The 22056-nt window shown below is 35.1% G+C and carries 19 protein-coding genes; 17 read left to right on the top strand and 2 right to left on the bottom strand.

Features of this window, described 5'->3' with window-relative positions:
- The 4 genes from istA to B1R93_RS06100 all read left to right on the top strand — a co-directional run.
- The coding region (gene istA, locus B1R93_RS06120; protein WP_088103422.1) for an IS21 family transposase at positions 1-1089 on the top strand (1089 nt) is incomplete at its 5' end.
- Positions 1086-1847, top strand: coding sequence for an IS21-like element helper ATPase IstB (gene istB, locus B1R93_RS06115; RefSeq protein WP_088103053.1), 762 nt, complete (start codon positions 1086-1088; stop codon positions 1845-1847). The genes istA and istB, both read left to right, overlap by 4 nt.
- Positions 1848-2128: 281 nt before the next feature.
- The gene (locus tag B1R93_RS06110) at positions 2129-2356 is read left to right on the top strand and encodes an NUDIX domain-containing protein (protein WP_245308200.1); all 228 of its coding nucleotides are present in this window, start codon (positions 2129-2131) and stop codon (positions 2354-2356) included.
- Positions 2357-2821: 465 nt separating this feature from the next.
- Positions 2822-3415: a hypothetical protein gene (locus tag B1R93_RS06100; protein ID WP_088103051.1), complete on the top strand. Its 594-nt coding sequence runs from the start codon at positions 2822-2824 to the stop codon at positions 3413-3415.
- A 270-nt stretch (positions 3416-3685) separates the two neighbouring features.
- Here B1R93_RS06100 and B1R93_RS06095 read toward each other — a convergent pair whose 3' ends face one another.
- Entirely contained in the window at positions 3686-4909 is a 1224-nt protein-coding gene (locus tag B1R93_RS06095; protein WP_088103050.1) for an IS110 family RNA-guided transposase, read from the bottom strand.
- 397 nt (positions 4910-5306) lie between these two features.
- Between B1R93_RS06095 and B1R93_RS06090 the strand changes: the two genes are divergently transcribed.
- The 12 genes from B1R93_RS06090 to B1R93_RS06030 all read left to right on the top strand — a co-directional run bounded on the left by B1R93_RS06090 (position 5307) and on the right by B1R93_RS06030 (position 19682).
- Positions 5307-5741 (top strand): hypothetical protein, encoded by a 435-nt coding sequence (locus B1R93_RS06090; RefSeq protein ID WP_088103049.1) that lies wholly within the window; start codon positions 5307-5309, stop codon positions 5739-5741.
- 153 nt (positions 5742-5894) lie between these two features.
- Positions 5895-6413, top strand: a complete 519-nt coding sequence (locus tag B1R93_RS06085; RefSeq protein WP_088103048.1) for a hypothetical protein — start codon at positions 5895-5897, stop codon at positions 6411-6413.
- 122 nt (positions 6414-6535) lie between these two features.
- The gene (locus tag B1R93_RS06080; RefSeq protein ID WP_088103047.1) at positions 6536-6805 is read left to right on the top strand and encodes a hypothetical protein; all 270 of its coding nucleotides are present in this window, start codon (positions 6536-6538) and stop codon (positions 6803-6805) included.
- A 133-nt stretch (positions 6806-6938) separates the two neighbouring features.
- Complete coding sequence (locus tag B1R93_RS06075) at positions 6939-7583, top strand: hypothetical protein (protein WP_088103046.1); 645 nt, start codon at positions 6939-6941, stop codon at positions 7581-7583.
- 983 nt (positions 7584-8566) lie between these two features.
- Positions 8567-8986: an NUDIX hydrolase gene (locus B1R93_RS06065; RefSeq protein WP_088103044.1), complete on the top strand. Its 420-nt coding sequence runs from the start codon at positions 8567-8569 to the stop codon at positions 8984-8986.
- 104 nt (positions 8987-9090) lie between these two features.
- The gene (locus B1R93_RS06060; protein WP_088103421.1) at positions 9091-9501 is read left to right on the top strand and encodes a GNAT family N-acetyltransferase; all 411 of its coding nucleotides are present in this window, start codon (positions 9091-9093) and stop codon (positions 9499-9501) included.
- A gap of 407 nt (positions 9502-9908) precedes the next feature.
- Positions 9909-12407: a GH39 family glycosyl hydrolase gene (locus B1R93_RS06055; RefSeq protein ID WP_088103043.1), complete on the top strand. Its 2499-nt coding sequence runs from the start codon at positions 9909-9911 to the stop codon at positions 12405-12407.
- A gap of 231 nt (positions 12408-12638) precedes the next feature.
- Positions 12639-14936 (top strand): beta-glucosidase family protein, encoded by a 2298-nt coding sequence (locus tag B1R93_RS06050; protein ID WP_088103042.1) that lies wholly within the window; start codon positions 12639-12641, stop codon positions 14934-14936.
- A complete protein-coding gene (locus B1R93_RS06045; RefSeq protein WP_088103041.1) occupies positions 14937-16181 on the top strand; it encodes a PTS sugar transporter subunit IIC in 1245 nt (414 codons plus the stop codon).
- A gap of 327 nt (positions 16182-16508) precedes the next feature.
- Positions 16509-17066 carry a GNAT family N-acetyltransferase gene (locus tag B1R93_RS06040; RefSeq protein ID WP_088103040.1) on the top strand — a complete coding sequence of 186 codons (558 nt, stop codon included), beginning with the start codon at positions 16509-16511 and terminating at the stop codon, positions 17064-17066.
- 228 nt (positions 17067-17294) lie between these two features.
- On the top strand, positions 17295-18581 hold the full coding sequence (locus B1R93_RS06035; RefSeq protein WP_088103039.1) for an IS110 family RNA-guided transposase: 1287 nt from the start codon (positions 17295-17297) through the stop codon (positions 18579-18581).
- Between the two features lie 468 nt (positions 18582-19049).
- Complete coding sequence (locus B1R93_RS06030) at positions 19050-19682, top strand: class I SAM-dependent methyltransferase (protein WP_088103038.1); 633 nt, start codon at positions 19050-19052, stop codon at positions 19680-19682.
- 153 nt (positions 19683-19835) lie between these two features.
- On the opposite strand, the gene B1R93_RS06025 is transcribed toward B1R93_RS06030, so the two are convergent.
- Positions 19836-21071, bottom strand: coding sequence for an IS110 family RNA-guided transposase (locus B1R93_RS06025; protein WP_088103037.1), 1236 nt, complete (start codon positions 21069-21071; stop codon positions 19836-19838).
- 556 nt (positions 21072-21627) lie between these two features.
- On the opposite strand from B1R93_RS06025, the gene B1R93_RS06020 reads away from it, so the two are divergent.
- On the top strand, positions 21628-22041 hold the full coding sequence (locus tag B1R93_RS06020; RefSeq protein WP_088103036.1) for an RrF2 family transcriptional regulator: 414 nt from the start codon (positions 21628-21630) through the stop codon (positions 22039-22041).
- Positions 22042-22056: the final 15 nt, after the last annotated feature.

Here is a 22056-nt window from a genome sequence, read left to right as displayed (position 1 = left end):
AGGAAATTAGAAGACTACGAGGATTATATACTTTCCAGGTTGAAAGAAGGTACTACAAATTGTGTTGTTCTCTTAGAGGAAATTCAAGCAATGGGTTACAAAGGCCAAATGACAATACTTCGAGATTTTGTGAGGGTATATCGACAAAAGCCAAATAAGCAAGGAAGTGTCAGGTACGAAACACCTCCCGGTTTACAAGCTCAAATGGATTGGGGTGAATTAGGGGAACATTTCGTTGATGGTAAGTTACAGAAACTTTATGTATTTGTAATAGTATTAGGCTTTTCACGTATGAAGTATATGGAGATTACTACTACTATGAATTTAGAACAGTTAATGAAATGTCACATGAATGCTTTTGCCTATTTTAATGGAGTCCCTAAACAGATCTTATATGACAATATGAAAACCGTTGTAATAAAACACTCACCAACAGAAATTCGTTTTAATCGTAAATTTGAAGAGTTCCTTGCCTACTATGGGATTGTTCCTAAGGCTTGTAAACCAGCTCGACCTCAAACAAAAGGCAAAGTGGAAAGTGCTGTTGGTTACTTAAAGAAGAACTTTATGCAGCGGAAGTTAGAGCCCTCTCTAATAAAAATGAATGAAAGCTTACAAATATGGTTAGACAATGTAGCGAATAAAAAACCAAATCAAACAACTAAAGAAGCGCCAATCGAAAGGTTTAATTATGAGCAGGATCATTTACTTAACTGGAATGAGCGCCCTATGTTCCCTATTAATAAGTGGACCCAATCAACTGTAAGTCCTCAAGGTTTAATAGAGTACGAAGGGAAACAATATTCTGTTCCAATTAGATTTAAAGGTGTTAACGTAAAGGTAAAACAAACATTAGACCATCATATAGAGATTTACGATGATTTAGAATGTATAGCCTCTCATCCCCTTATTACTGGGAAGGCACAATCATTAACTCAAATGGATCATTACCGAGAGAAAGAAAAAAAGGAGAAAAACGTGACAACAAAAGGTTTGGCGACCCATCACGATTCTCTCCTTGGACCTAAAGTGGAACAACGTTCCCTTCAAGTGTATGAAGAACAGTCAAAAGCAGGTGAAACAAAATGAATAACGAGCTCTTAACTGAACGTTTACACGCTGTTGGCTTTACGATAACTGCTCAACAAATTGAAGCAATTCTCGAAGATGCCTCTAAACATAATGTACCATACTCTGAGTTCCTAGACACTCTTTTAAAACAAGAAATTGAATTACTTGAAAACAAAGATTTGGAAAGACGTATTAATAAAGCAAAATTACCATATTTAAAGAGAATTGAAGATTTTGATTTCGCATTTCAGACAAGTGTTAGTGAAAGAAGAATTAAAGAAATAATGACATGTAGATTTATTGATAATGGGGATAATATCTTACTTTTGGGACCTCCCGGTGTAGGTAAAACCCATCTTGCGATTGGGATTGCACTTGAAGCATTAAATAAAGGTTATACAGCCCACTATACACGTTGTGATGATTTCATCACAATGTGTAAGAAAGCTGATGAACGCAACACAACAAGTCGCTTAGTAAATAAGTTATCTAAGTTTAATGTACTCGTTTTGGATGAAATGGGATCCTTCCCGTTTGATGAGTTAAGTGCAAACCTCCTGTTTCAAATCATCTCAAAGAGATATGAAGAGGGGTCAATTATTATAACCTCTAATAAATCATATATAGAATGGGGGAAAATCTTTGGAGATGATGTTTTAGCAACCGCTGTTTTAGATCGGCTGCTTCATCACTCCACTACATTTAACATGAAAGGAGAATCCTATCGATTAAAGGAAAAACAGAAGGCTGGAATTCAGCCGATAGTAGCAAAGTGATGATATTGGGGATTTTTCAACCGCTGAAAATGGGGAATTTTAATCCGTTGTTGACACTGAAGAGCTTATGATGGATGACTTACTAATCTATCAAGCCTTAATCGCAGTTATAACTACTTTCGTCCTTGACCTGCTCTCAAAAAATAATGAAAAATCCAGTAGTATTTCTTCTTAAAGTAAAGGGGGCATTAAAGCAACAAGGTTAGTTGCTTTTTCTTTTAAAAAAACGGTGCAGGTTTATTTAAGAAGGTTGAAGAACTTTTGTTATTGGGAGGAATATAATGACACCAATCAAAAAAGCCTATGGTTATGTAACAAGAATGAAAGAAGGTAAAGCACAGGTGTTAGTCTTTCAGCATCCTATTACTGAAGCAGGAATTCAAATACCGAAAGGAACTGTCCAGCCTGAAGAAGACACCCAATATGCAGTAATAAGAGAAATTGAAGAAGAAACAGGGTTAAGAAATTTTCATGTTGAACATCTACTTGCCGAAGATAGGAGGGCATGATGTTTACTGGAGTGGGATGTTATATCATTTTATAGTTACAGGACTTATCGTTTTACTTGTAATTTCGTTGACCTTTTTTATTATTAGACGCTTACGATTAAATCCAATGGGGAAATATTCCATTATCGTTGCTTCAACAATCTTTGTTCTTTTTACAGTTATACGGTCTTTCGGCTATGATTTTTTTATCATTTTTAGTTTCATTGAATGGACTACAAAATTTGTTTTTCCTTGGATTGTTTTATATTGGCTAATCAGAGCAATAAAAACATTAGAGAAAAGAGGATAAAACTTTCCTAGTTTAATTAAAGCGTGCAATACGGGGATTGTCTTTTTTCCTATTCAAGTAACGGGTGCGATGCTTGAACAAAGGCAACGCTTTCGTTGTTCGACTAACGGGCAATTGAGTTTAACAACATTATAATAAAACGATGAAACGTCTAATCCAAAGAATTGAGGTTATATATGAACTTTTTTATCTCTATGCTTGCTGCCTTCATTATTACATGGGTAGGAGGCGTTAATATATTACATTTTTTATTCTGGTTATTATATCGTAATTCGAATGCTGGTCCAGGTAGCTTTGAAGGTTTAGGATTATTACTCTTCTTCTTGGTCGCCTCTCCAATTATATTCATAACATTATCTTTTCTTTTTTATAAAAACATGGAACGTTTAAGAACAAAAGGAGTTGTTCTTGGTGGAATAATAGGGTTTTATGTGAATACTTTATTAGATTTATTTGTTATGAGAACGTACGTAAAGGAATTTATTTATCTACCTTTTATTATCATTGGCTGCGTCTTAATAAGCCGTACACCCATCAGAAGATTTGTAATTGGAATGGCGTTTGGAATGGTCATTGGAGTTATTGCTGCTTATCATATTATTGTGATCGTAAGATGGCTCAACAATACTTTAGTTGCATCTTTTTATTCACTATCTCTATATAGCAGTCTTTCTTTTGGAGAGATGAGTTTGTATATTTTTGTAATTACATGCTGTCTTGTCGCAGGGGTTGTAATTGAACGGTCCATTAAAAAGCGCAAATTCAACTAATATTCATTTTGCCTTATTAAAGGGGAAAAGGGGAAAATTGGTGGGGTTTATGCTTTTGGATTTTCATCGTTTGGGCTGCAACTTTAATTATAATATTCAATGCTATTAACGGTACTATTTTTATTCAAATAGGAAGAAGATTTTAACCATTCTTATTGCACTCCCATGAAAATTTAAAAGAACTGCACGTTGATTAAAGACAACACTAAATAAAACCCACTTTTAGTGTTTTTAAAAAATGGGTTGGTACTCTATGAAGTTTTGAAAGGTTTAAGAAGCTTCGGGAGCAGTTACTGTGACAGTATAACCAAGGTTTTCTAATCGACGGATGGAGTGCCGGACAATGGATACCTGTTTCTGTTTATCAAAGTAGTCTTCGCCAAGGTCTACATACATTTCTTTTCGAGTTAAGAGGTAATAAGCGATTCGAAGCATGGCATGTGCAACAACGATGGCTGCTCGCTTTCTTCCTTTTCGAGCTGAAGTCCTTCGATAAAGGGCACCGAGATAGTTTTTGGAACCGCGAATAGAGTGAGCGCATTCAGTTAAAGCCGATTTTAAATATTTATTACCTTTCTTAGCCTTTGAGGCTTTTCGTTTCCCTGCACTTTCATTGTGGCCAGGAACTAGTCCAGCCCATGAACATAAGTGAGCAGCAGTAGGAAACTGTACGGCTACATTCGTCCCTATTTCAGATAAGATTTGTTCAGCAGTACGAACCGCAATTCCCGGAATCGAGTCTAATCGTTCGATATCTGCCTGATAATCTGATACTCGGTTCGCTACTTCTTGGTCAAGTTTATCAATCTGCTCTGTTAAGAAATCGATGTGTAATAGAATGGTTTTTAGCATGATGCGTTGGTGAGATTGAACATAGCCATGAAGCGCTAACTCCAGCTCGTTCTTTTTACGTTTCATCGTTCGTCTAGCAAAGCCAGCTAACTTCTCTGGATCCTCTTCACCATCAGCAATAGCTCGAAGCATATCGCGAGCAGAAACGCCCATAACATCAGAAACAACTGAAGCTAGTTTGATATTAGCTCCTTCTAATACCTTCTGAATTCTGTTGTGTTGTCGGGCTCGTTCTTCAATGATACTCCGACGATAGCGAACAAGTTCTCGCAATTCACGTTGACTTCGGTCGGGAACATAACTTCCCTTGAGTAAGCCGTGACGGGGAAGTTGAGCGATCCATTCCGCATCTTTCACATCCGTTTTACGACCAGGAACTGCTTTCATGTGCTGGGCATTCACAACAAAAAACTCAATGGCTTCAGCTTCTAATAGATTTACGATGGGTTTCCAAAAAACTCCCGTGCTTTCCATGGCTACATGAGTACAAGCGTGCTCCTTAATCCAATCAATTAACTTTAAGAGAAAGACGGTTTCTGTAGAAAAGGTTTGAACCTCCTTTCCTTCTGGAGTGATGACGCATGCAGTAATACTCTTCTTATGAACATCCATTCCACATGCCCGTTCAATGATAACCTTCATTGAACTCATCCTTTCTACGGCGGATATAATTGGAGGCTGGTGCAGCAACCAGAGTAGGGTTAATCTCCCATGAGTGCTTCCCGGAAGGGAGCGACAATCTGTGATGCACCGTGGTCGTGGGGTCAGACTATCGGATGGGCTAACAGCACCATAGTTTATAGACCTTCCTCGCCAGCCGTACTAATCTATACCCGTTCTTAACCCATTTTCATCATCTTTGGTGAAGCGATTTTTTGCTTCATGGATGGCTAACGGGGTGCGAAAAGTGGAGCAAGAAGTTGTCGAGATGGCAGCTCTTATTGTGTTAAAGAGGCAGTTTTGTTTATGAGGCATAAGAGATAGAAAAGGAAAATCCACTTAATTCCCTAGAAAAATTATGATAGAGGGGTATATGACGATGAATGACTATATAATAGCCCTTGTTGGTTCATCTTTATTATTATTAATTTCGATATATTATTTTAGAGATTTCTTTGAAGAGGGTAAGTCATTTAAAGGAAAACTTGGTTTAATATTCGCTATATTATTCTCAAGTGGTTTGTTTATTTATTCAATCTTAGACGCACCCAAAATATTGTTAAACCAAAAAGAGATAATAGAAGGTGAATGCGAAATAAAAGAAAATACTGGGTATAGTGGGATCCGTTATATTTCAATTTATTTTTATGAAATTTATGAAGATAATAACTACTTTACATTCCCTATAAAGAAATATCCTTTAATTCACGAAGGAGATTTTTATTGTGAATTGGAACATTACCGTGATACGGATATAGAAATATCTTTAAATTTATTCACTTCTCAAAATGGAAAAGAGTTAAAAATAAAATAGCCTTTTTCACTAACGAGAGCTTGAACGAAAGAAGGGGGTGTCGCGGCGGCAGCTCCTTCGCTTATTGAAGTAAAGGGGTAGGTAAGGTGAATAAATATAAGTAATTCCAGCAAATAATAAAAGTTACTAATGTTTTTGGAAGGTGTGATGATTATGACCGAACCGAAAAAATTCTTATCCAAAGACTTATTTCCAAGATTATTTGAAATCTCACTAATTGCCTCCGTTATTCATACATTATGTTTTGTTATATCAGTATTTAAAGATATAAAGGATTACGAGAATTATATCCCATATATCTTTATTGATTATTTATTCGGTGGATTTTTATTATATTTTTTTATGTGGATTCCGTTATCTCTTTTAATAGAAAAGTTTACCAAGAATAACTATACCAGCAGTTTCAAATTAAAAATGCTTCTAATTTATTCTATAGTTGGTTGCATAGGGTTATTTATTGTAGAACTTTTTTTATATGAGTTCAGCGACTTTAAAAATCTTCTGTTAGATGGCATAGTTTTTGGAACAATAACAGCAATCATTTTTTATCATACAATGATTTACTTTAATATGTGGTATTACAAGATACCTAAAACCGAAATAAAAAAAAGTTGGATATTCTTTTCTTTGTTTTTTAGTAATCATAATTATTTTTCAGACATTTTATTATGAGTTCCAGATAATTGCATAGGTGTTTTTCTCTTGGGAGCAGAATAGTAATAGGTACGATTAATTCGTTCGACTTGTTACACTAAACTGTAAAGCAATATTCATAGTTAGAAAGGGGTAACATAATGCCTCCAAGTTTTTATGTCGGAGTTTTTCTAGTTATATTTGGGTTAATCGGTGCGTTCTTTGTTTATTTTAAATACACTAAGGAAGCTCATAAAAAAGAAAGTGAGAAATATCAGTTCGCTAAACGTGACTGGGTTTTTATACCCGACATTAACCTTTTCGTTAGGCTTGCAGAAAAGTCTTATATCATGGCTAAAATAATATTACTGCTAATCCCTCTTGCTTTTGCTGGATTTGGAGTATTTCTTTTGATTGCGACATTCATGTAGATTATAAATATTCATTTTTGTTCTCCAATTAAAGGGAGCGAATACACAATAAGGATAAGGATCAGTTTGGTGCTGATCCTTTTTCTGTAACGAACAGGATTATTAAATAAGAAAAAGTAAAAACTTTACTAATATGGAGGTGGTAGTTATTAAAGTCGATATTGGAATTTTTCCTCAAAGTTATGTTTCTGATGAACCAGAAAGTGGTGGGTTTTTTCCATTTGCGATTGATGGGGAAACCTCTTATCTCTATGATATTTCTTTCGTAGAACGAAAAGATGAAAAGGAAGTAGAAGATTTTGTATCAAAATGGATGAGAGTAATAAATAGATTCCCTCTATATATCTTTTTTGAATGCTTCGATTTTCATCAAAAAGAAATTGAAGAAGAATGTAAGTCAAAATCAATTGAATTTACAGAGTCTAAGAGGAGAGAAAATGGTTTTTACATCAAGGTAAAGGTTCGAAATATTGAACAATTTAATGTGATTTTCCCCTATTTATATGCGAATGGAAGTATGAATAACTTTGCTTGTTTATCACTTGAAGAAGATGTATTTACCATCGGAAATAGAAATTTCAAAAATTTCTGGGGAGAAAACGAAAAGATAGAAACACCTATTATAACGCTAAATGGGAATAGTATTGTTTTTTGGGTAAATTATGACGGAGATAGCATGGTTATTATTTCAAACGATAAAAAATATTCTGAGTTATCATTAGTGATTAATACTCTACCTGAAGAAACCGATTATTCGGTTATTGAATATGGGGAATAATTATTTATTTACTATCTTCAACTAAAGGGGGCTTTCCTGTAATAAACAGCGAGGCTTTTTTCTTTTTTAAACACACAAAAGGAAATTAATGTTAAAATTAAATTGACAATTATTCAAGTATCGGTGCAGTTTAGTGAAACTTTATTATTCTTAAAACCGTAAAGAAGTAATAAGAAAAGTCGTATTATAAGGGGATAAAGATGGGTATAGGCTCTTGGATTGGAATCGGTATTGCTGTGGCTGTTGCGATAGGTTTATTTGGAAAGTCGAAAAAGAAAAAATAAATTTAATTCATCGATATGAAGGGACGCTCTATTTTGCTAACGGGTGCGTTGCTTAAATGAGGCGCTGGTTGAACATTCCTCACTAATCTATACCCGTTCTAACCTATTTTCATCATCTTCGGTGAAGTTATTTTTTGCTTCATGGATGACTAACGGGGCATTCCTTCAAAAAGGGGTGCCTTTTTCTATGTCAACAAAAAGGAAATTAAAGTTAAACTATAGATGGCATTTAGTACGGTAAAAGAACATTGAGAGAGGTGCGTAAAATAAGGTTTTTAGAAATAGTAGCCTCAATAACTATTGGAAGCATTATTATGTATATTGGTGTATCGCTAAATGAATTTATTTTCCCTTATTGTTTGTAACTATTGCTGTTATTGTTGCTAATAAAATTGGCAAGAGCCTATGGAACGGGCTTGCTGCGTTTATATTATTATTTATTATTTATTTTTACTTCACTAAGAATTTTGGAGAACCTGAAGAGCTTATGATGGATGACTTACTAATTTATCAAGCCTTAATCGCAGTTATAACTACTTTCGTCCTTGACCTGCTCTCAAAAAATAATGAAAAATCCAGTAGTATTTCTTCTTAAAGTAAAGGGGGCATTACCGCAACAAGGTTAGTGCTTTTTCTTAAAAAAAACGGTGTAGGTTTATTTAAGAAGGTTGAAGAACTTTTATTATTGGGAGGAATATAATGACACCAATCAAAAAAGCCTATGGTTATGTAACAAGAATGAAAGAAGGTAAAGCACAGGTGTTAGTCTTTCAGCATCCTATTACTGAAGCAGGAATTCAAATACCGAAAGGAACTGTCCAGCCTGAAGAAGACACCCAATATGCAGTAATAAGAGAAATTGAAGAAGAAACAGGATTAAGAAATTTTCATGTTGAACATCTACTTGCCGAAGATTTTTGGGAGAATGATGACGGTGCAATACATAACAGGTTTTTTTATAAAATAACTGTCTCAAATGTTTCAGATGAATGGGATTACGAACCAACAGGTGGTGGAGAAGAGGACGGACTAACATTCCATTTCTTTTGGATTTCATCTGCAAATGAGGTTGAACTTATAAGAGGACATGGAGATTATTTGAACCTTATTTTCAACTAAATCTTCATTAGCTGAACGGGTGCTTGAACAATAACTGGAGTTGTCGCAGCGGCAACCCTTTCTTGTGCTAAAGGTGCAGGTTAATGCAAGAAGGGATGTGTTTTATGAAAGAAATTAAATCGGAATCCATTCAACCCAATTTAAGAAAACTTTTATGCTTTGCAACCTCGGAAAAGAATATTGAGAGAGAATATGAATTATACATCCAATCTCCAGTACGAGAGTTGTATGGGTATGACATAAAAGATGAGGTTGTTGGTTGTATAGGAATAGAATATTCAGGTCCAAAACGTTGTGAAATAAAACATATTGTAGTATCTCCAAACCATAGAGGCGAAGGTATAGGAAGTAAAATGATTAGTTTTATCAAAGATAAACATTCATTATCTTTTGTTTCTGCTGAGACAGATATAGATGCTGTAAATTTTTATAGAAATTGTGGATTCAAAATAACGAGCTTGGGTGAAAAGTATCCAGGCGTGGAACGTTTTCAATGCATTTTAGAAAGTAAATAGGACTATACCTTCTTCAACTATTGGGTGCATTTCTACAATAAGCAGATACGATTTTTTATAACGAGCAGGATAATGGAAGAAGGATGTCCGAAAATGAGTTGTTACTATGTCGTAATTGACCGATACTGCGCAGCAAGGGTATTCACTTTTTAAAACTTTATGAGAGTATGTATTTACTTAACGGGTCAGTTTAGTTTAAAAAGGTAAAAGAATTTTTTAGATGCAGTTCTGCTACATAGGTTGCTAAAGGGTGCGTTCATATTTTAACTTATACACAGAATTAAGTACCTTAGATATATTTTAATAACCAAATACTTTTCTTCGATGTTTCTATCTCACTTGCTCCTACCAACCCTATCATGTACATTATAAAATGACCATCCCACACTAAGAAAGGAATGCTAGATATGAGGCATAATTACGAGTTTATTGAACTTCAAGAAAATTTACCTTTTAAAATGTTTATCAATAGTGTGGATTATATTCCATTTCACTGGCACAAGGAAATTGAACTTATTTTTGTGGTGCAAGGATCTATTGAGTTAATTGTTGAAAATAAGCGGTATATATTAAATGAACGAGATTTAATCGTGATAAATAGTATGAATGTACATAAAATTAATAAAATTGAATCGGAAAATGTGTTGTTAACATTACAAATTGATCTTGAGCTGACGAATCATTATATTCCTGAATTAGAAAAGGTAATATTTCACTGTCATTCACAAGATACAGAGCAACGAGAAGCATATGATGTTATCCGGCGTTATCTTGCACAAATGGCATGGGAATTCAATAAACGTGTAAAAGGATATCAATCAAACCTAGTAGGGATTCTTTATTTATTAATCGGACATTTATTTCGCTCTTTTCCTCATGAACTGAGAGATGTGGAAATGGTCAGATCCAATAACCATGATATGGATCGGTTTAAGAGAATTATTAAATACATTGATGAAAATTATATGAGAAATCTATCATTAAATGAAATGGCTGAAATAGAACATCTTAGTTTTTATTATTTTTCTCACTTTTTTAAGGATAAAATGGGCTTGTCTTTTAAGAAATATTTAACTTTAATTAGGTTAGATAAAGCGGCAAGTCAATTGATAGAATCAGACAAAAGCGTTTTGGATATTTCCTTTGATTGCGGGTTTGCAAATACTAAAGCATTTAACAAGAGTTTTAAAGAGAAGTTTGGGATGACACCAACCGCTTATCGTCAGCAACATTTTGAGCATCAATCACTACTTCCACCGTTAATCCCATTAATAATCGAAGAAACGCCCAATGGTATTTATTTAGAAATTTCAAAAGTAAACACATTAGAAAACTTATTTGAATATTTGCCTGGTGAAGAATATCGTATTGTAAATCAACTCACTACGATAGACCACCTTCGCGTGGAAGTTGATTTGAAACAACCTGGACAATCGTATGAGCAATATTGGCAATCATTAACGACTGCGGGAAGAGCGGCAGAAGGGCTTCGTTCAGATTGGCAAGAGCAATTTCTTATGTTGAAAGAAGAATTAGATTTTCAGTACATTCGATTCCATGGAATCTTTAATGATGAAATGATGGTATATAATGAAACTCCCGAGGGGAAAAGTATTTATAATTGGAATTACGTTGATAAATTATACGATTTCCTCATTAAGAATAATACACATCCTTTTGTAGAATTGGGTTTTATGCCGTCTAGTTTAAGACGTTCTGATGAGACGATATTTTGGTGGAAAGGCAATATTGCCCCGCCTCATGATATGAAAAAGTGGATGGGTTTAGTCGAGAATTTTATTCGGCATTGTGTTCATCGTTATGGAATTGAGGAAGTACGGAAATGGTATTTTGAGGTCTGGAATGAGCCAGATTTAGAAGGAATCTGCTGGTCCGGAACCCGTGAAGAGTATTTCGAATTCTATCTAGCGACAGTGAATGCAATAAAGTCAGTTTCGTCTGAATTGAAAGTAGGAGGACCTGCCCTCAACTATGGTACAGTCTTACAAAAAACATGGCTGACAGAATTCCTCACTTTTTGCGAACAAAATGAAGTGCCGATTGATTTTATTTCGTTTCATATGTATTCCGAGTACATGGATACAGGGGAAGCGAAATCAACAAGATTAACTGAAACAAAGCAAGCAACTTTTTATCAAGAAATAATTAGTAGTGTGCAAGAAACATTATCTCGTGCTAATCGTAACGATTTAAGTCTACATGTTACAGAGTGGAATTTTTCCCTTTTTTCGAGGAATCTTATTCATGATACGATGTTCATGGGTCCGTTTATTATCAAGCATGTCCTTGATTCAATTGGCAAGGTTCAGTCATTAGGTTTTTGGACATTCACCGACATCTTTGAGGAATTCCTTGCGGGTACTTCAATTTTTCACGGTGGATTTGGCTTAATGAATATACAAGGCTTAAAGAAGCCTTCCTACTATGCTTACTATTTGCTGAAAAAATTAGGTTCTCACATTCTTGCGAAAGGCGACCAATATATCATAACGAAGAAAAACGAGAACATCCAAATACTTGCCTTTAACTATAATCATGTGGATCAACTGTTTATGGAAGGAGACTGGTCAGGTATTTCGGAAAAAAATCGGTACAGTGTGTTTGAATTAAAAGAACAGATAAGTCTTGAAATGAAGATTCATAACATATCCGGTGTTTATAAATATACGCACTATCAGTTGGACCGCAAGCATGGCTCTGTCTTTGATGAGTGGTTAGCGATGGGTGCGCCTGAATCTCCTTCCACAGAGGAAATTAATTATTTGAAAAAAAGAAGTGGTCCAAAGATTAGGACAGAACAGGTTATTGTTGATTCCTCCTTGGAACTGACAATGGAAATTCCATCTTTTGGTGTGCAATTAATTACTCTTAACAAAATCATCTAGTATAATCAAGGCATTCTTGCTATCAGCAGGGATGTTTTTTGTTTTCTTTTGATTTTCTCTAATGTGAATATATGATTACTTTGACAAATACAACAAAAAATGCCTTGAAACACAACAAATATAACAGTGTAAACGTTTACGATGAATATTAAAATGTGACTGTAAGTTAATTAACACAAATAACTTAGAGGAAATGCATAAATAAATATTACATCAGGAGTTGATACGATAATGAAAATTGATGAAATCCTTTTAACATTAACATTAGAAGAAAAGGTTTCTTTACTATTTGGAAAAGGGATGTGGGAGATTGGAGGTGTTTCCGATATTCCGGAGGTTATTATGGTGGATGGTCCTCATGGTGTTCGCAAACCAATCGACATTAATACTACTGGTATTTTCGAGGGGAATCATCCAGCAACAGCCTTTCCAATTTTGGGAGCGCTCGCTTCAACTTGGAATGTCGTTTTAGCAAACCAAGTAGGAGAATCATTAGCAAATGAATGTCATTATTACGATGTTCATGTGCTTTTGGCACCTGGAGTAAATATCAAACGAACTCCATTAGGGGGGAGAAACTTCGAATATTTTTCGGAAGATCCGATCTTAGCAGGTGAAATAGCAAGTGCCTATATTAATGGTTTACAAGAAAACGGAATTGGCACTTCACTTAAACACTATGCAGCGAATAATTCTGAATTTGAACGGATGACAATTAGTTCAGAAGTTGACGAACGAACATTGCGTGAAATTTATTTACCTGCTTTTGAAATAGCTGTTAAAAAATCGAATCCTTGGATTGTCATGACTTCTTATAATAAGGTCAATGGTTACCGCTCGGAAGAGAATCCGCTTTTGATGAACCATATCTTACGGAATGAATGGAATTATAACGGTGTAACGATTTCTGACTGGGGAGCTGTGACAAATCGCTTAAAGGCATTGCAAGCTACACTAGATATTGAAATGCCAGGACCATCTCTTTCTAGGCAAAAACAATTAGTAAAACAGATTCGTAATGGCGAGGTCTATGAGGCTGTAGTTAATGCTAGTGTAAAGCGTATCCTTGAATTAGTTGTGAAAGCAATTCAAGGAAAGAAAATGAAGAAAAACGCTTATGACTTCGACCATCATCACTTAGTCGCAAAACAAGTAGCTGTCGAAGGGACAGTGTTATTGAAAAATGATAACGATGTCTTGCCGATTAAAAAAGAGAAAACGAAATCGGTGTTAGTGATCGGCAAACATGCCATTAATCCTCGAATTGGTGGTAAAGGTGGGAGTGCGATGGTTACACCGTATCGTTTAGATATTCCATTGGAAAAAATCAAGGAAATTGCTGGTGATGAAATTACGATTCATTATGTGGATGGATATAATGATTATGATCCAGGTGAAAATGAAATGAATCAGCAAGAAGCGATTGCTTTAGCAAAACAAGTTGATAAAGTCATAATATTTGCGGGAATACCAGAAGAGTTAGAGGAAGCAGAGGGATTTGATAAAGAAGTGACTGAATTGCCAAACTCGCAGATCAATCTAATCTTATCTGTGGTACAAGAACAACCTGATACGGCAGTTGTCTTATCGAATGGTTCGCCACTTACAATGACTGGGTGGGTAGATCAAGTACCTGCCTTAATTGAAGGGTGGTTCGCTGGACAAGCAGGTGGAAGTGCAATTGCTGAAATTTTATTCGGGTTAGCCAATCCATCAGGTAAGCTATCGGAAACATTCCCTGAACATATGGACCATAATCCGGCGCATTTAACTTACCCAGGTGAAAATGGCAAGGTTCATTATCATGAAGGTATCTTCGTTGGATACCGGTACTATGACAAAAAGAATATCAAGCCACTGTTCCCCTTTGGACATGGTTTATCTTATACAGAATTTTCGTATGAATCGATACAAGTAAATAAAGAAGTAATAAATGATAATGAAACAGTTGAAGTATCTGTAAAGGTTCGCAATAGTGGTGCTATGGCAGGAAAGGAAGTGGTCCAACTATATGTGAATGATCAGGATTCTAGTGTAATTCGCCCAGTAAAAGAACTAAAAAAATTCGAAAAAGTTAATCTACACCCTGGCGAAGCTAAGCAGATTACCTTCACTTTAACGAAACGTGATTTTGCATATTATGATGTGGAGTTACAAGGATGGCGTGTTGAAACAGGATTATTTAATCTTTTTGTCGGAGGTTCAGTAGCGGACATTCGCTTATCAACTGCGATACATGTGACTTCAACTGAAGTAAAGAAACGTGTATTTACACCAAGAAGTGTAACAAAAGAATGGTTACAAGACGAAAATGGTAAAAAAATTATCATGGATTTCTTCGCTCAGCTAAGTGATGAGTTGAATATGGAAGATGAATACACATTATCTTTCCTAAGGGAATGTACAATTCCAGCGGTGATTTCTCTATTTGGACAAAAATGGATGGATAACAATAATGCTGATGCTGCATTAGATCAGTTGATTGACCGAGTTAATCATGCAAATAAAACTGTAAAGGTGGACTTTTAAGTGGATAAATTAATTAATTGGATGAATGAAAAGTTTGCACCGAAACTAAACAAGTTTACTGAAAATGTGTGGGTTTCCTCCATTTCTGAAGCAATCATGGTTATATTACCAATGATACTTGTTGGTTCATTATTAACCTTATTCTCAATTTTAAATGATTTTATAACTTGGTTGCCTGATTTATCACCAATAACCACATTCAGTTTTGGTTTATTTGGATTGTTTATTTCTTTCCTAACTCCATACTATATTTTGGATAAAAAAGGCTATCATAAAAACAAAATCATTGCTGGTGCAACGGGACTATCATTATATTTAATGCTTTTATCACCAACAATTTCAGATGATGGGAACATTAGCTTTATGTTAGAAAGACTTGGGCCATCTGGAATGATGAACGCGCTAATTGTCGGTATGTTTGTAGGCTTAATAATGAGTATCTTTAAACAATTTTCATTCTTTAAAAAAGATAGTGAACTTCCAGAGTTTATCATAGAATGGGTTGATTCATTAGTTCCAATCACCTTGATCTTACTTGTAGGGTGGGTATTTATTTATCAACTTCAAATTGATATGTTTGATGTGATATTAGGAATGCTTCAACCACTTACCTTAATTAGTCAAAGCTTTGCCGGATTTGTAATCATTAATTTCATCCTCGTTTTCCTCTATTCATTCGGGATAAGTCCATGGGTATTAATGCCAATCTTAATGCCTATCTGGCTCCAAGCGATTAATGAGAATTCGTCGCTAGTTGAACAAGGCTTAGATCCAGCTAATATTAATACATTTGAAACGTTCTTCTCTGGCTGGCTTGGAGTCGGTGGTTTAGGTGCAACACTACCATTGGTGATTTTGCTATTCTTTGCGAAATCCTCTCGACTGAAAGCCATTGGGAAGACAACAATTGTTCCATCATTGTTTAATATTAACGAACCAATTGTTTATGGAGCAGTAGCTTTTAATCCAATCCTAATGCTACCTTTCTGGTTAAATGCATTAATATCACCAATCATTGTATACATTGCTCTTAATAGTGGACTTGTTCCAATTCCGAGCATGCTATTCCAACTCTGGTATACACCACTTGGTATTTCAACATACATTATTTCTGGAATAACGGGATTAATTTTACTCGCAGTTGTATTAGCAATCATGTTCCTTATTTGGTTTCCGTTCTTTAAAGTATACGACAAACAAGAATGGAACAAGGAACAAGAAAAATCAGAAGAGATGTGTAATTAGTAGAAAAATTGTCATCATAAATTGCTTTCTTATAGTTAAGTAAATAAATAGACATGTTTTTAAGGTGGAATAATTAATTTAGAGCTTGTGGTCTTCTTATTAGGTGACCTGCAAGCTCTTTATTTTGCAAATTCACTTAATGTAACGGGAGCATTTCTGTAATAAAAGCAGGGATGCCTTTTTCTTTTTATGACTGCCGAAAGGAAATTTATGTTAAAATAAACTATTGGTTAGGGATTATTTGACTAACGGTACAAGGATAGTGAAAAAAGAATATATGAATAAAGAATCTTTGGCAAGAACATAAAAATATGAGGTGACATAAAAGTGCCAAATATAAAAAACGCTGAGTTTCCTGAACTGGAAACTGAAAGAGTGAACCTTCGAATATTAACCTTTGATAATTCCGAAGAAGTTTATTTACATTTTTCAGATAATGATGTCACAAGGTATATGGATATTGAACCATGTAAACATATAAAAGAAGCTGAAGAAATTATTAGATTTCATATGGAGGACTCAGGTTGCAGATGGGGGTTGTTCCATAAACATAGCAATAAGTTTATTGGAACAGTTGGATTTCATTATTTAAGAAGAAAAAATGAAGAGTTTATAGCAGAAGTCGGATTCGACTTATCTAAAGCCTACTGGGGCAACGGATTTATGTATGAGGCAATGAAGGAAGTTATTTTATTTGGATTTACTCAAATGGGGTTAACTACTATTGATGCAACAGTTGAATTAGATAATGAGAAGTCAATTAATTTAATGAAGAAGTTAGGATTTAATAAGGGTTTAGAGCTTAAGGGAAATTTACAATACTTTTATTTAAATAGTGAAGATAAAGAGGTTAGTGTTAACCCAAAGAGTAATTGTATTCAATAAAGAAAACTTGCTTTATTTAAATAACTAAGAGAGCGTGAACGAATGTACTTAAACTATCGGGGGCATTTCTTCAACAAGGGATGCTGTTTTTCTTATTGAACAAACGGGCAGCATTCCTGTAATGATTAAAAATGGCATTTGAACATAAAAATAACCTCTTGGTATGATATGAGTGTCCTAAGCTTGCCGGCAAAAAGGACAAATCATATATTCCAGGAGGCTTTCAAAATGAATTATAACCAAAATAATAAGATTGCTCAAATTACTTCTCAAACACTAATTATAGGTGTTGATATTGCGAAATTCAAGCACGTAGCTCGTGCGCAAGACTTCAGAGGTTTGGAGTTTGGTAAACCTCTATATTTTGAAAATGCGAGAGATAGTTTTGATATATTTGTTGAATGGATTAAAGAGATTCAGGATCAACAAAACCTGAATAAAGTAATCATCGGTGTTGAACCTACGGGACACTATTGGCTTAATTTAGCTTATTATCTTAAAGAAACTAATCTCAAGCTGGTGGTTGTCAATCCAGCGCACGTCAAGAAGACAAAGGAATTAGATGATAATTCCCCAACTAAGAATGATGTGAAAGATGCTAAGGTCATTGCTCAATTAGTGAAAGACGGAAGATACGCTGAACCTAATATTCCAGAAGGAATATATGCCGATCTCAGAATCGCTAGAAAAATACGCGATCAATTATCCGTTGATCTACAAGCAGTACAAGGGCAAATCCACAATTGGATTGATCGATACTTCCCTGAATTCCTAACAGTTTTTAAAGATTGGGAAGGGCTGTCAGCTCTGCAAATATTAAAGCTGAATCTACTACCACATGAGTTAGTTCAACTCCCTGATCAAGAGATATTAACTCATATAAGAAAGGCTGTGAAACGTGCAGTCGGCATAAGTAGAATAACAGAATTAAAGAAGGCGGCTAGTGCTTCCATTGGAATCCGTGAGGGTTCTGATTTAGCTAAATTAGAGTTATCTACTTTGTTAGATAAATATGAACTCATTACGAGGAAGTTTGAACAACTAGAGGTTAAAAGGGACGAGCTATTAGAACCAATACCAGGTGTACACCAAATGTTAGCAATTACTGGTGTGGGAAAAGATACGATAGCTGGGTTCTTTGCAGAGGTTGGAGATCTACGTTACTACTCACATCCTCGTCAAATTATCAAACTTGCAGGTTTAAGCTTGATGGAACACACATCAGGCAAACATAAGGGACAAACGAGAATAACCAAAAGAGGCAGGAAAAACCTAAGAGCCCTTTTGTTTAGAGTTGTCATGCCCCTTGTAGCTAAGAATTCTGCTTTCAAAGCCTTACATGAATACTATACAAAACGTCCTGACAATCCTTTAAAAAAGATGCAGTCACTGATTGCTTTATGTAATAAATTAATACGAGTGTTATTTGCAATGGGTAAAAAGCAGTTTGAGTTTAGTGAAGACAGAATGTTAAGGGATATTCCTCATATGGCTGTATTGCCAAAGGTAGCTTAGTATTCTCGATACAACGTATAAAACATGGCTTTTATAGTAGTTTATCTCAATAATTAATAGACATTTGAAGCGCGGATTAGTCAGTAAATCAACTAAAATACGGACATAGATCCTGTCGGGCAGCATAACTGACATCTACCTCATGGAAAGGTTGGACGAAGGAATTTTGGAGCATAGACTCTGTGAGATATGGGAGGGTTGACCTCCATGAGAAATGTAGACATCCACCAGTGCGACCATACTTTAGCCAAATATCCACTTTTTAGGTATAGTGGTTTGGGTACCTACAGTCTTTTTTGCTTCTCAACTCCAAAATATACCTGAAACACAACTTTATTCCATGTTTTCGGTGTCTATTAAAAATGGATGGCTATGAAATAGTGAGAAAAAACGAGAAATCGAGAGATTTACCTTTCTATATAGAGGGAGTTTAGTAGAGAAGTTAAAAGTTAAAAAGGGGAACATAAAATGAAAAGCACATTTGAAAAGAATATTACTGAGTCTTATAACAAAAAAGCAATTGATAGAAATTCATCTATTTTACAGGATTGGAAGGTTAAAGAAAGAGAAACTTTTTTGAAGTACTTACATAGAGAAAATTATAGCAGTTTACTGGAAATTGGAGCAGGAACAGGGAAAGACAGTCTTTATTTTAAAGAACAAGGCTTAAATATCTTCAGTACCGATGTTTCACCTGAAATGATTAAACTGTGCAAGGAAAAGGGTTTAAATGCTGATGTAATGAGCTTTTATAATCTTGATTTTCCCAACCATCACTTTGATTCCATTTATGCTCTTAATTGTCTACTACACGTTCCAAAAGAAGACATTAAAGGAGTTTTAAATGAAATAAAAAGGGTATTAAAACCGTCTGGATTATTTTACTTAGGAGTTTATGGTGGCGAAAATTCTGAGGGGATTTGGGAAGAGGATCATTATACACCTAAACGATTTTTTTCCTTTTATGATGATGAAACCCTAATTGAATTATTATCAGAGTTATTTTTAATAGAATACTTTGAAGTGGTACCAAAAGAAATAGTTGGCGGAAAATTTCATTTTCAATCTGTTATTGTGAAGAACAAATTGAATACTTTGTGAAGTTATGTACTTAAAGTAAACCAGCTAATAGTTTGTCAACATTTTTCAATAAAAACTTAAAATTCTTCATGTTATACTAAAAATGCGCATGCCAAATAACCTTCCACTAATTAATGATTGGAAGGTTTTGTCTTATTTAGTTAAAAATCTTAATTAGTCTACATCTTGGAAGGGAGTTCTGTTTTTTAATATGGCATATATCCAATGTAAGAGCTTATTTACACAAGCAATAACGGCTACTTTATAAAGTTTGCCTTCATCACGCTTCTTATCGTAAAACGCTCTTAATCTCTTGTTTTTAGGGATGATTTCATCAGTTGTTTTCTGTTTTCGACAATCCCGAATACCAGAGAGGACAGCCATATATAAGGCGTGCCGCAATCTACTTGATCCACGTTTTGTAATACGAACGAGAGTGGCTTTGAATTTACCTGATTCAAATACCTCTGGATCAACTCCAGCGAATGCGACAAGCTTCTTTGGGTGATTAAACCGATCTATCTCCCCAATTTCAGAAATGATCGTAGCAGCGATTTTTTCTCCGATACCAGGGATAGATTGGATAATCTTATATTCTTCAATTTTTTTTGAGAGAGTATCTATCTCAGCGTCCAACTCTGATAGATGCTCTTTGTATTGAAGAAGCATATTAATATACATACTAAGGCTCAGTAAATGACTTTGGTATAGAGCCCTTTGGAATGGATTTCGATCTGCCGCTGCCTTTAGTTTTTGAGCCTTTTCTAATGCCCATCTTTTCGAACGACTTTTACATAATTCCTTGATTCTAGTTGCCAATGTTTCTTCACTAACTGTTAAAATATCCTCTGATGCTGGAAATTCTTTTAGTGTAAGCAAAGAAACAACAGAATATAAGTCACCAAAAACCCCTCTGTATTCAGGAAATATTTGATCTAGCACTGCTTGGAATTGGAGTTTGGTTTGAACATACATCCCCGTTATATTCTCATGTTGCCTTGTAAGATTACGAAGGTTCAAGAGTTGAATGCCGCGCTTCTTGTATGGCTCTAAATCCTCTTTGTAATAAAGCTCACAAAGACGATAGGCATCAATGGCATCGGTTTTAACTTTTCGTAAACTAGAGCTTTTGGCTCTATAAGAGATCAAAGGATTAACGATGATTAATAAATACTGATGTTCCTCTAGAAACTGAACAACTGGTGCATGATAATGACCAGTAGCTTCTAAAACCACCGCAGGTTGTATACCTGTTTTATCTTTTAAACTTTCTAGAAACTCAAGTAATGATCCTAGCCCATCAACATCATGTTTGATACTAAAGCTTTTACGGTAAGGTTTTCCCTTATCTAAAAATGCCTGAACTTCACTTTCCCCTTTTGAAACATCCAGACCCACGACTGGATTCATTCTAAATCTCCTCCTCAAATTGAACTTGCCAGTAACCCCTAATTCCTCCTAGTAGTATCATAGCTTCGCTTGTTATACGAGATCTCAGTCCCAACCAGCCTTAAACATGTTTCTACCAGTAGGGGGTGAACGGTTTACTTTACGGGATCTAAGTCCCACGGGTGCGGACGTTCTACCCTGGCTACTGATATAATAAGACCATATAAAAAAAGGTCAACCAGAAATATTTTCTTATCTGGTTAACCTTATAATACGAACGGGTGCTTTTGTTGAAGAACGGTCAAGAAAATACTCAAACATTTTAATAAAAATTGTACAATACTTCACAAAGAAAGAATCCGTTTTGAACAATCTTTTTTTCAAAACGGATTCTTTTAATTTAAGGTAAGATGTGGGTTTGTGAGGTTTATTGATCAAACTTTATTTTAAAGCTACAGTAGTTTAGTCGAAGTTTGAAAACCTCCAAGTTGACTTCCTTCACGTCTAGTGATAAGCTTTCTGTATTATAGATATTAAGAGTCTTTAATATCTTTTTTTGGAAATAAGGAGGTTATGTATGAGGTATTCAAACGCGACAAACTACGCCCTGCATACGATGGTCCATTTAATGCTACAGCCTGGGGGGAGCTCGGTGGGAGTGCAGGAACTAGCCGAAATGCAGCAACTTTCCCCGACGTACCTTTCTAAGATATTAACCAAACTTACGAAAGCCGGTTTGATCGAGTCGACGCCTGGCGCGAAGGGAGGCTATAAAATCTCCAGAACAAAACATGAAATCTCCTTTTTGGATGTTATTAATGCAATTGAAGGAGATACTAGCTTATTCGACTGCTCCATTCATCATGAAGGCTGCTTGATTGAGAACGTCATGAGGCAGGCAGAGAAAAATATGAAAGCTGAACTGAAGTCAAAGCTTTTGAGCGATATTGCTAAAGAGGCAGAATCCAAACAGATAAAAGAAAAACGTTAAATTTATTTTTAAAGG

It is taken from the genome of Halalkalibacter urbisdiaboli (assembly GCF_002156385.1).
Lineage (GTDB): Bacteria > Bacillota > Bacilli > Bacillales > Bacillaceae_D > Halalkalibacter_A > Halalkalibacter_A urbisdiaboli.
Note: the sequence above shows the minus strand (reverse complement) of the source record. Positions and strands in the feature narration are given on the sequence as shown.

Coding starts and splice junctions, on each gene's coding strand:
- istB (WP_088103053.1), top strand. CDS start 1,086: ATGAATAACGAGCTCTTAACTGAACGTTTACACGCTGTTGGCTTTACG.
- B1R93_RS06110 (WP_245308200.1), top strand. CDS start 2,129: ATGACACCAATCAAAAAAGCCTATGGTTATGTAACAAGAATGAAAGAA.
- B1R93_RS06100 (WP_088103051.1), top strand. CDS start 2,822: ATGAACTTTTTTATCTCTATGCTTGCTGCCTTCATTATTACATGGGTA.
- B1R93_RS06095 (WP_088103050.1), bottom strand. CDS start 4,909: ATGAAGGTTATCATTGAACGGGCATGTGGAATGGATGTTCATAAGAAG.
- B1R93_RS06090 (WP_088103049.1), top strand. CDS start 5,307: ATGAATGACTATATAATAGCCCTTGTTGGTTCATCTTTATTATTATTA.
- B1R93_RS06085 (WP_088103048.1), top strand. CDS start 5,895: ATGACCGAACCGAAAAAATTCTTATCCAAAGACTTATTTCCAAGATTA.
- B1R93_RS06080 (WP_088103047.1), top strand. CDS start 6,536: ATGCCTCCAAGTTTTTATGTCGGAGTTTTTCTAGTTATATTTGGGTTA.
- B1R93_RS06075 (WP_088103046.1), top strand. CDS start 6,939: ATGGAGGTGGTAGTTATTAAAGTCGATATTGGAATTTTTCCTCAAAGT.
- B1R93_RS06065 (WP_088103044.1), top strand. CDS start 8,567: ATGACACCAATCAAAAAAGCCTATGGTTATGTAACAAGAATGAAAGAA.
- B1R93_RS06060 (WP_088103421.1), top strand. CDS start 9,091: ATGAAAGAAATTAAATCGGAATCCATTCAACCCAATTTAAGAAAACTT.
- B1R93_RS06055 (WP_088103043.1), top strand. CDS start 9,909: ATGAGGCATAATTACGAGTTTATTGAACTTCAAGAAAATTTACCTTTT.
- B1R93_RS06050 (WP_088103042.1), top strand. CDS start 12,639: ATGAAAATTGATGAAATCCTTTTAACATTAACATTAGAAGAAAAGGTT.
- B1R93_RS06035 (WP_088103039.1), top strand. CDS start 17,295: ATGAATTATAACCAAAATAATAAGATTGCTCAAATTACTTCTCAAACA.
- B1R93_RS06030 (WP_088103038.1), top strand. CDS start 19,050: ATGAAAAGCACATTTGAAAAGAATATTACTGAGTCTTATAACAAAAAA.
- B1R93_RS06025 (WP_088103037.1), bottom strand. CDS start 21,071: ATGAATCCAGTCGTGGGTCTGGATGTTTCAAAAGGGGAAAGTGAAGTT.
- B1R93_RS06020 (WP_088103036.1), top strand. CDS start 21,628: ATGAGGTATTCAAACGCGACAAACTACGCCCTGCATACGATGGTCCAT.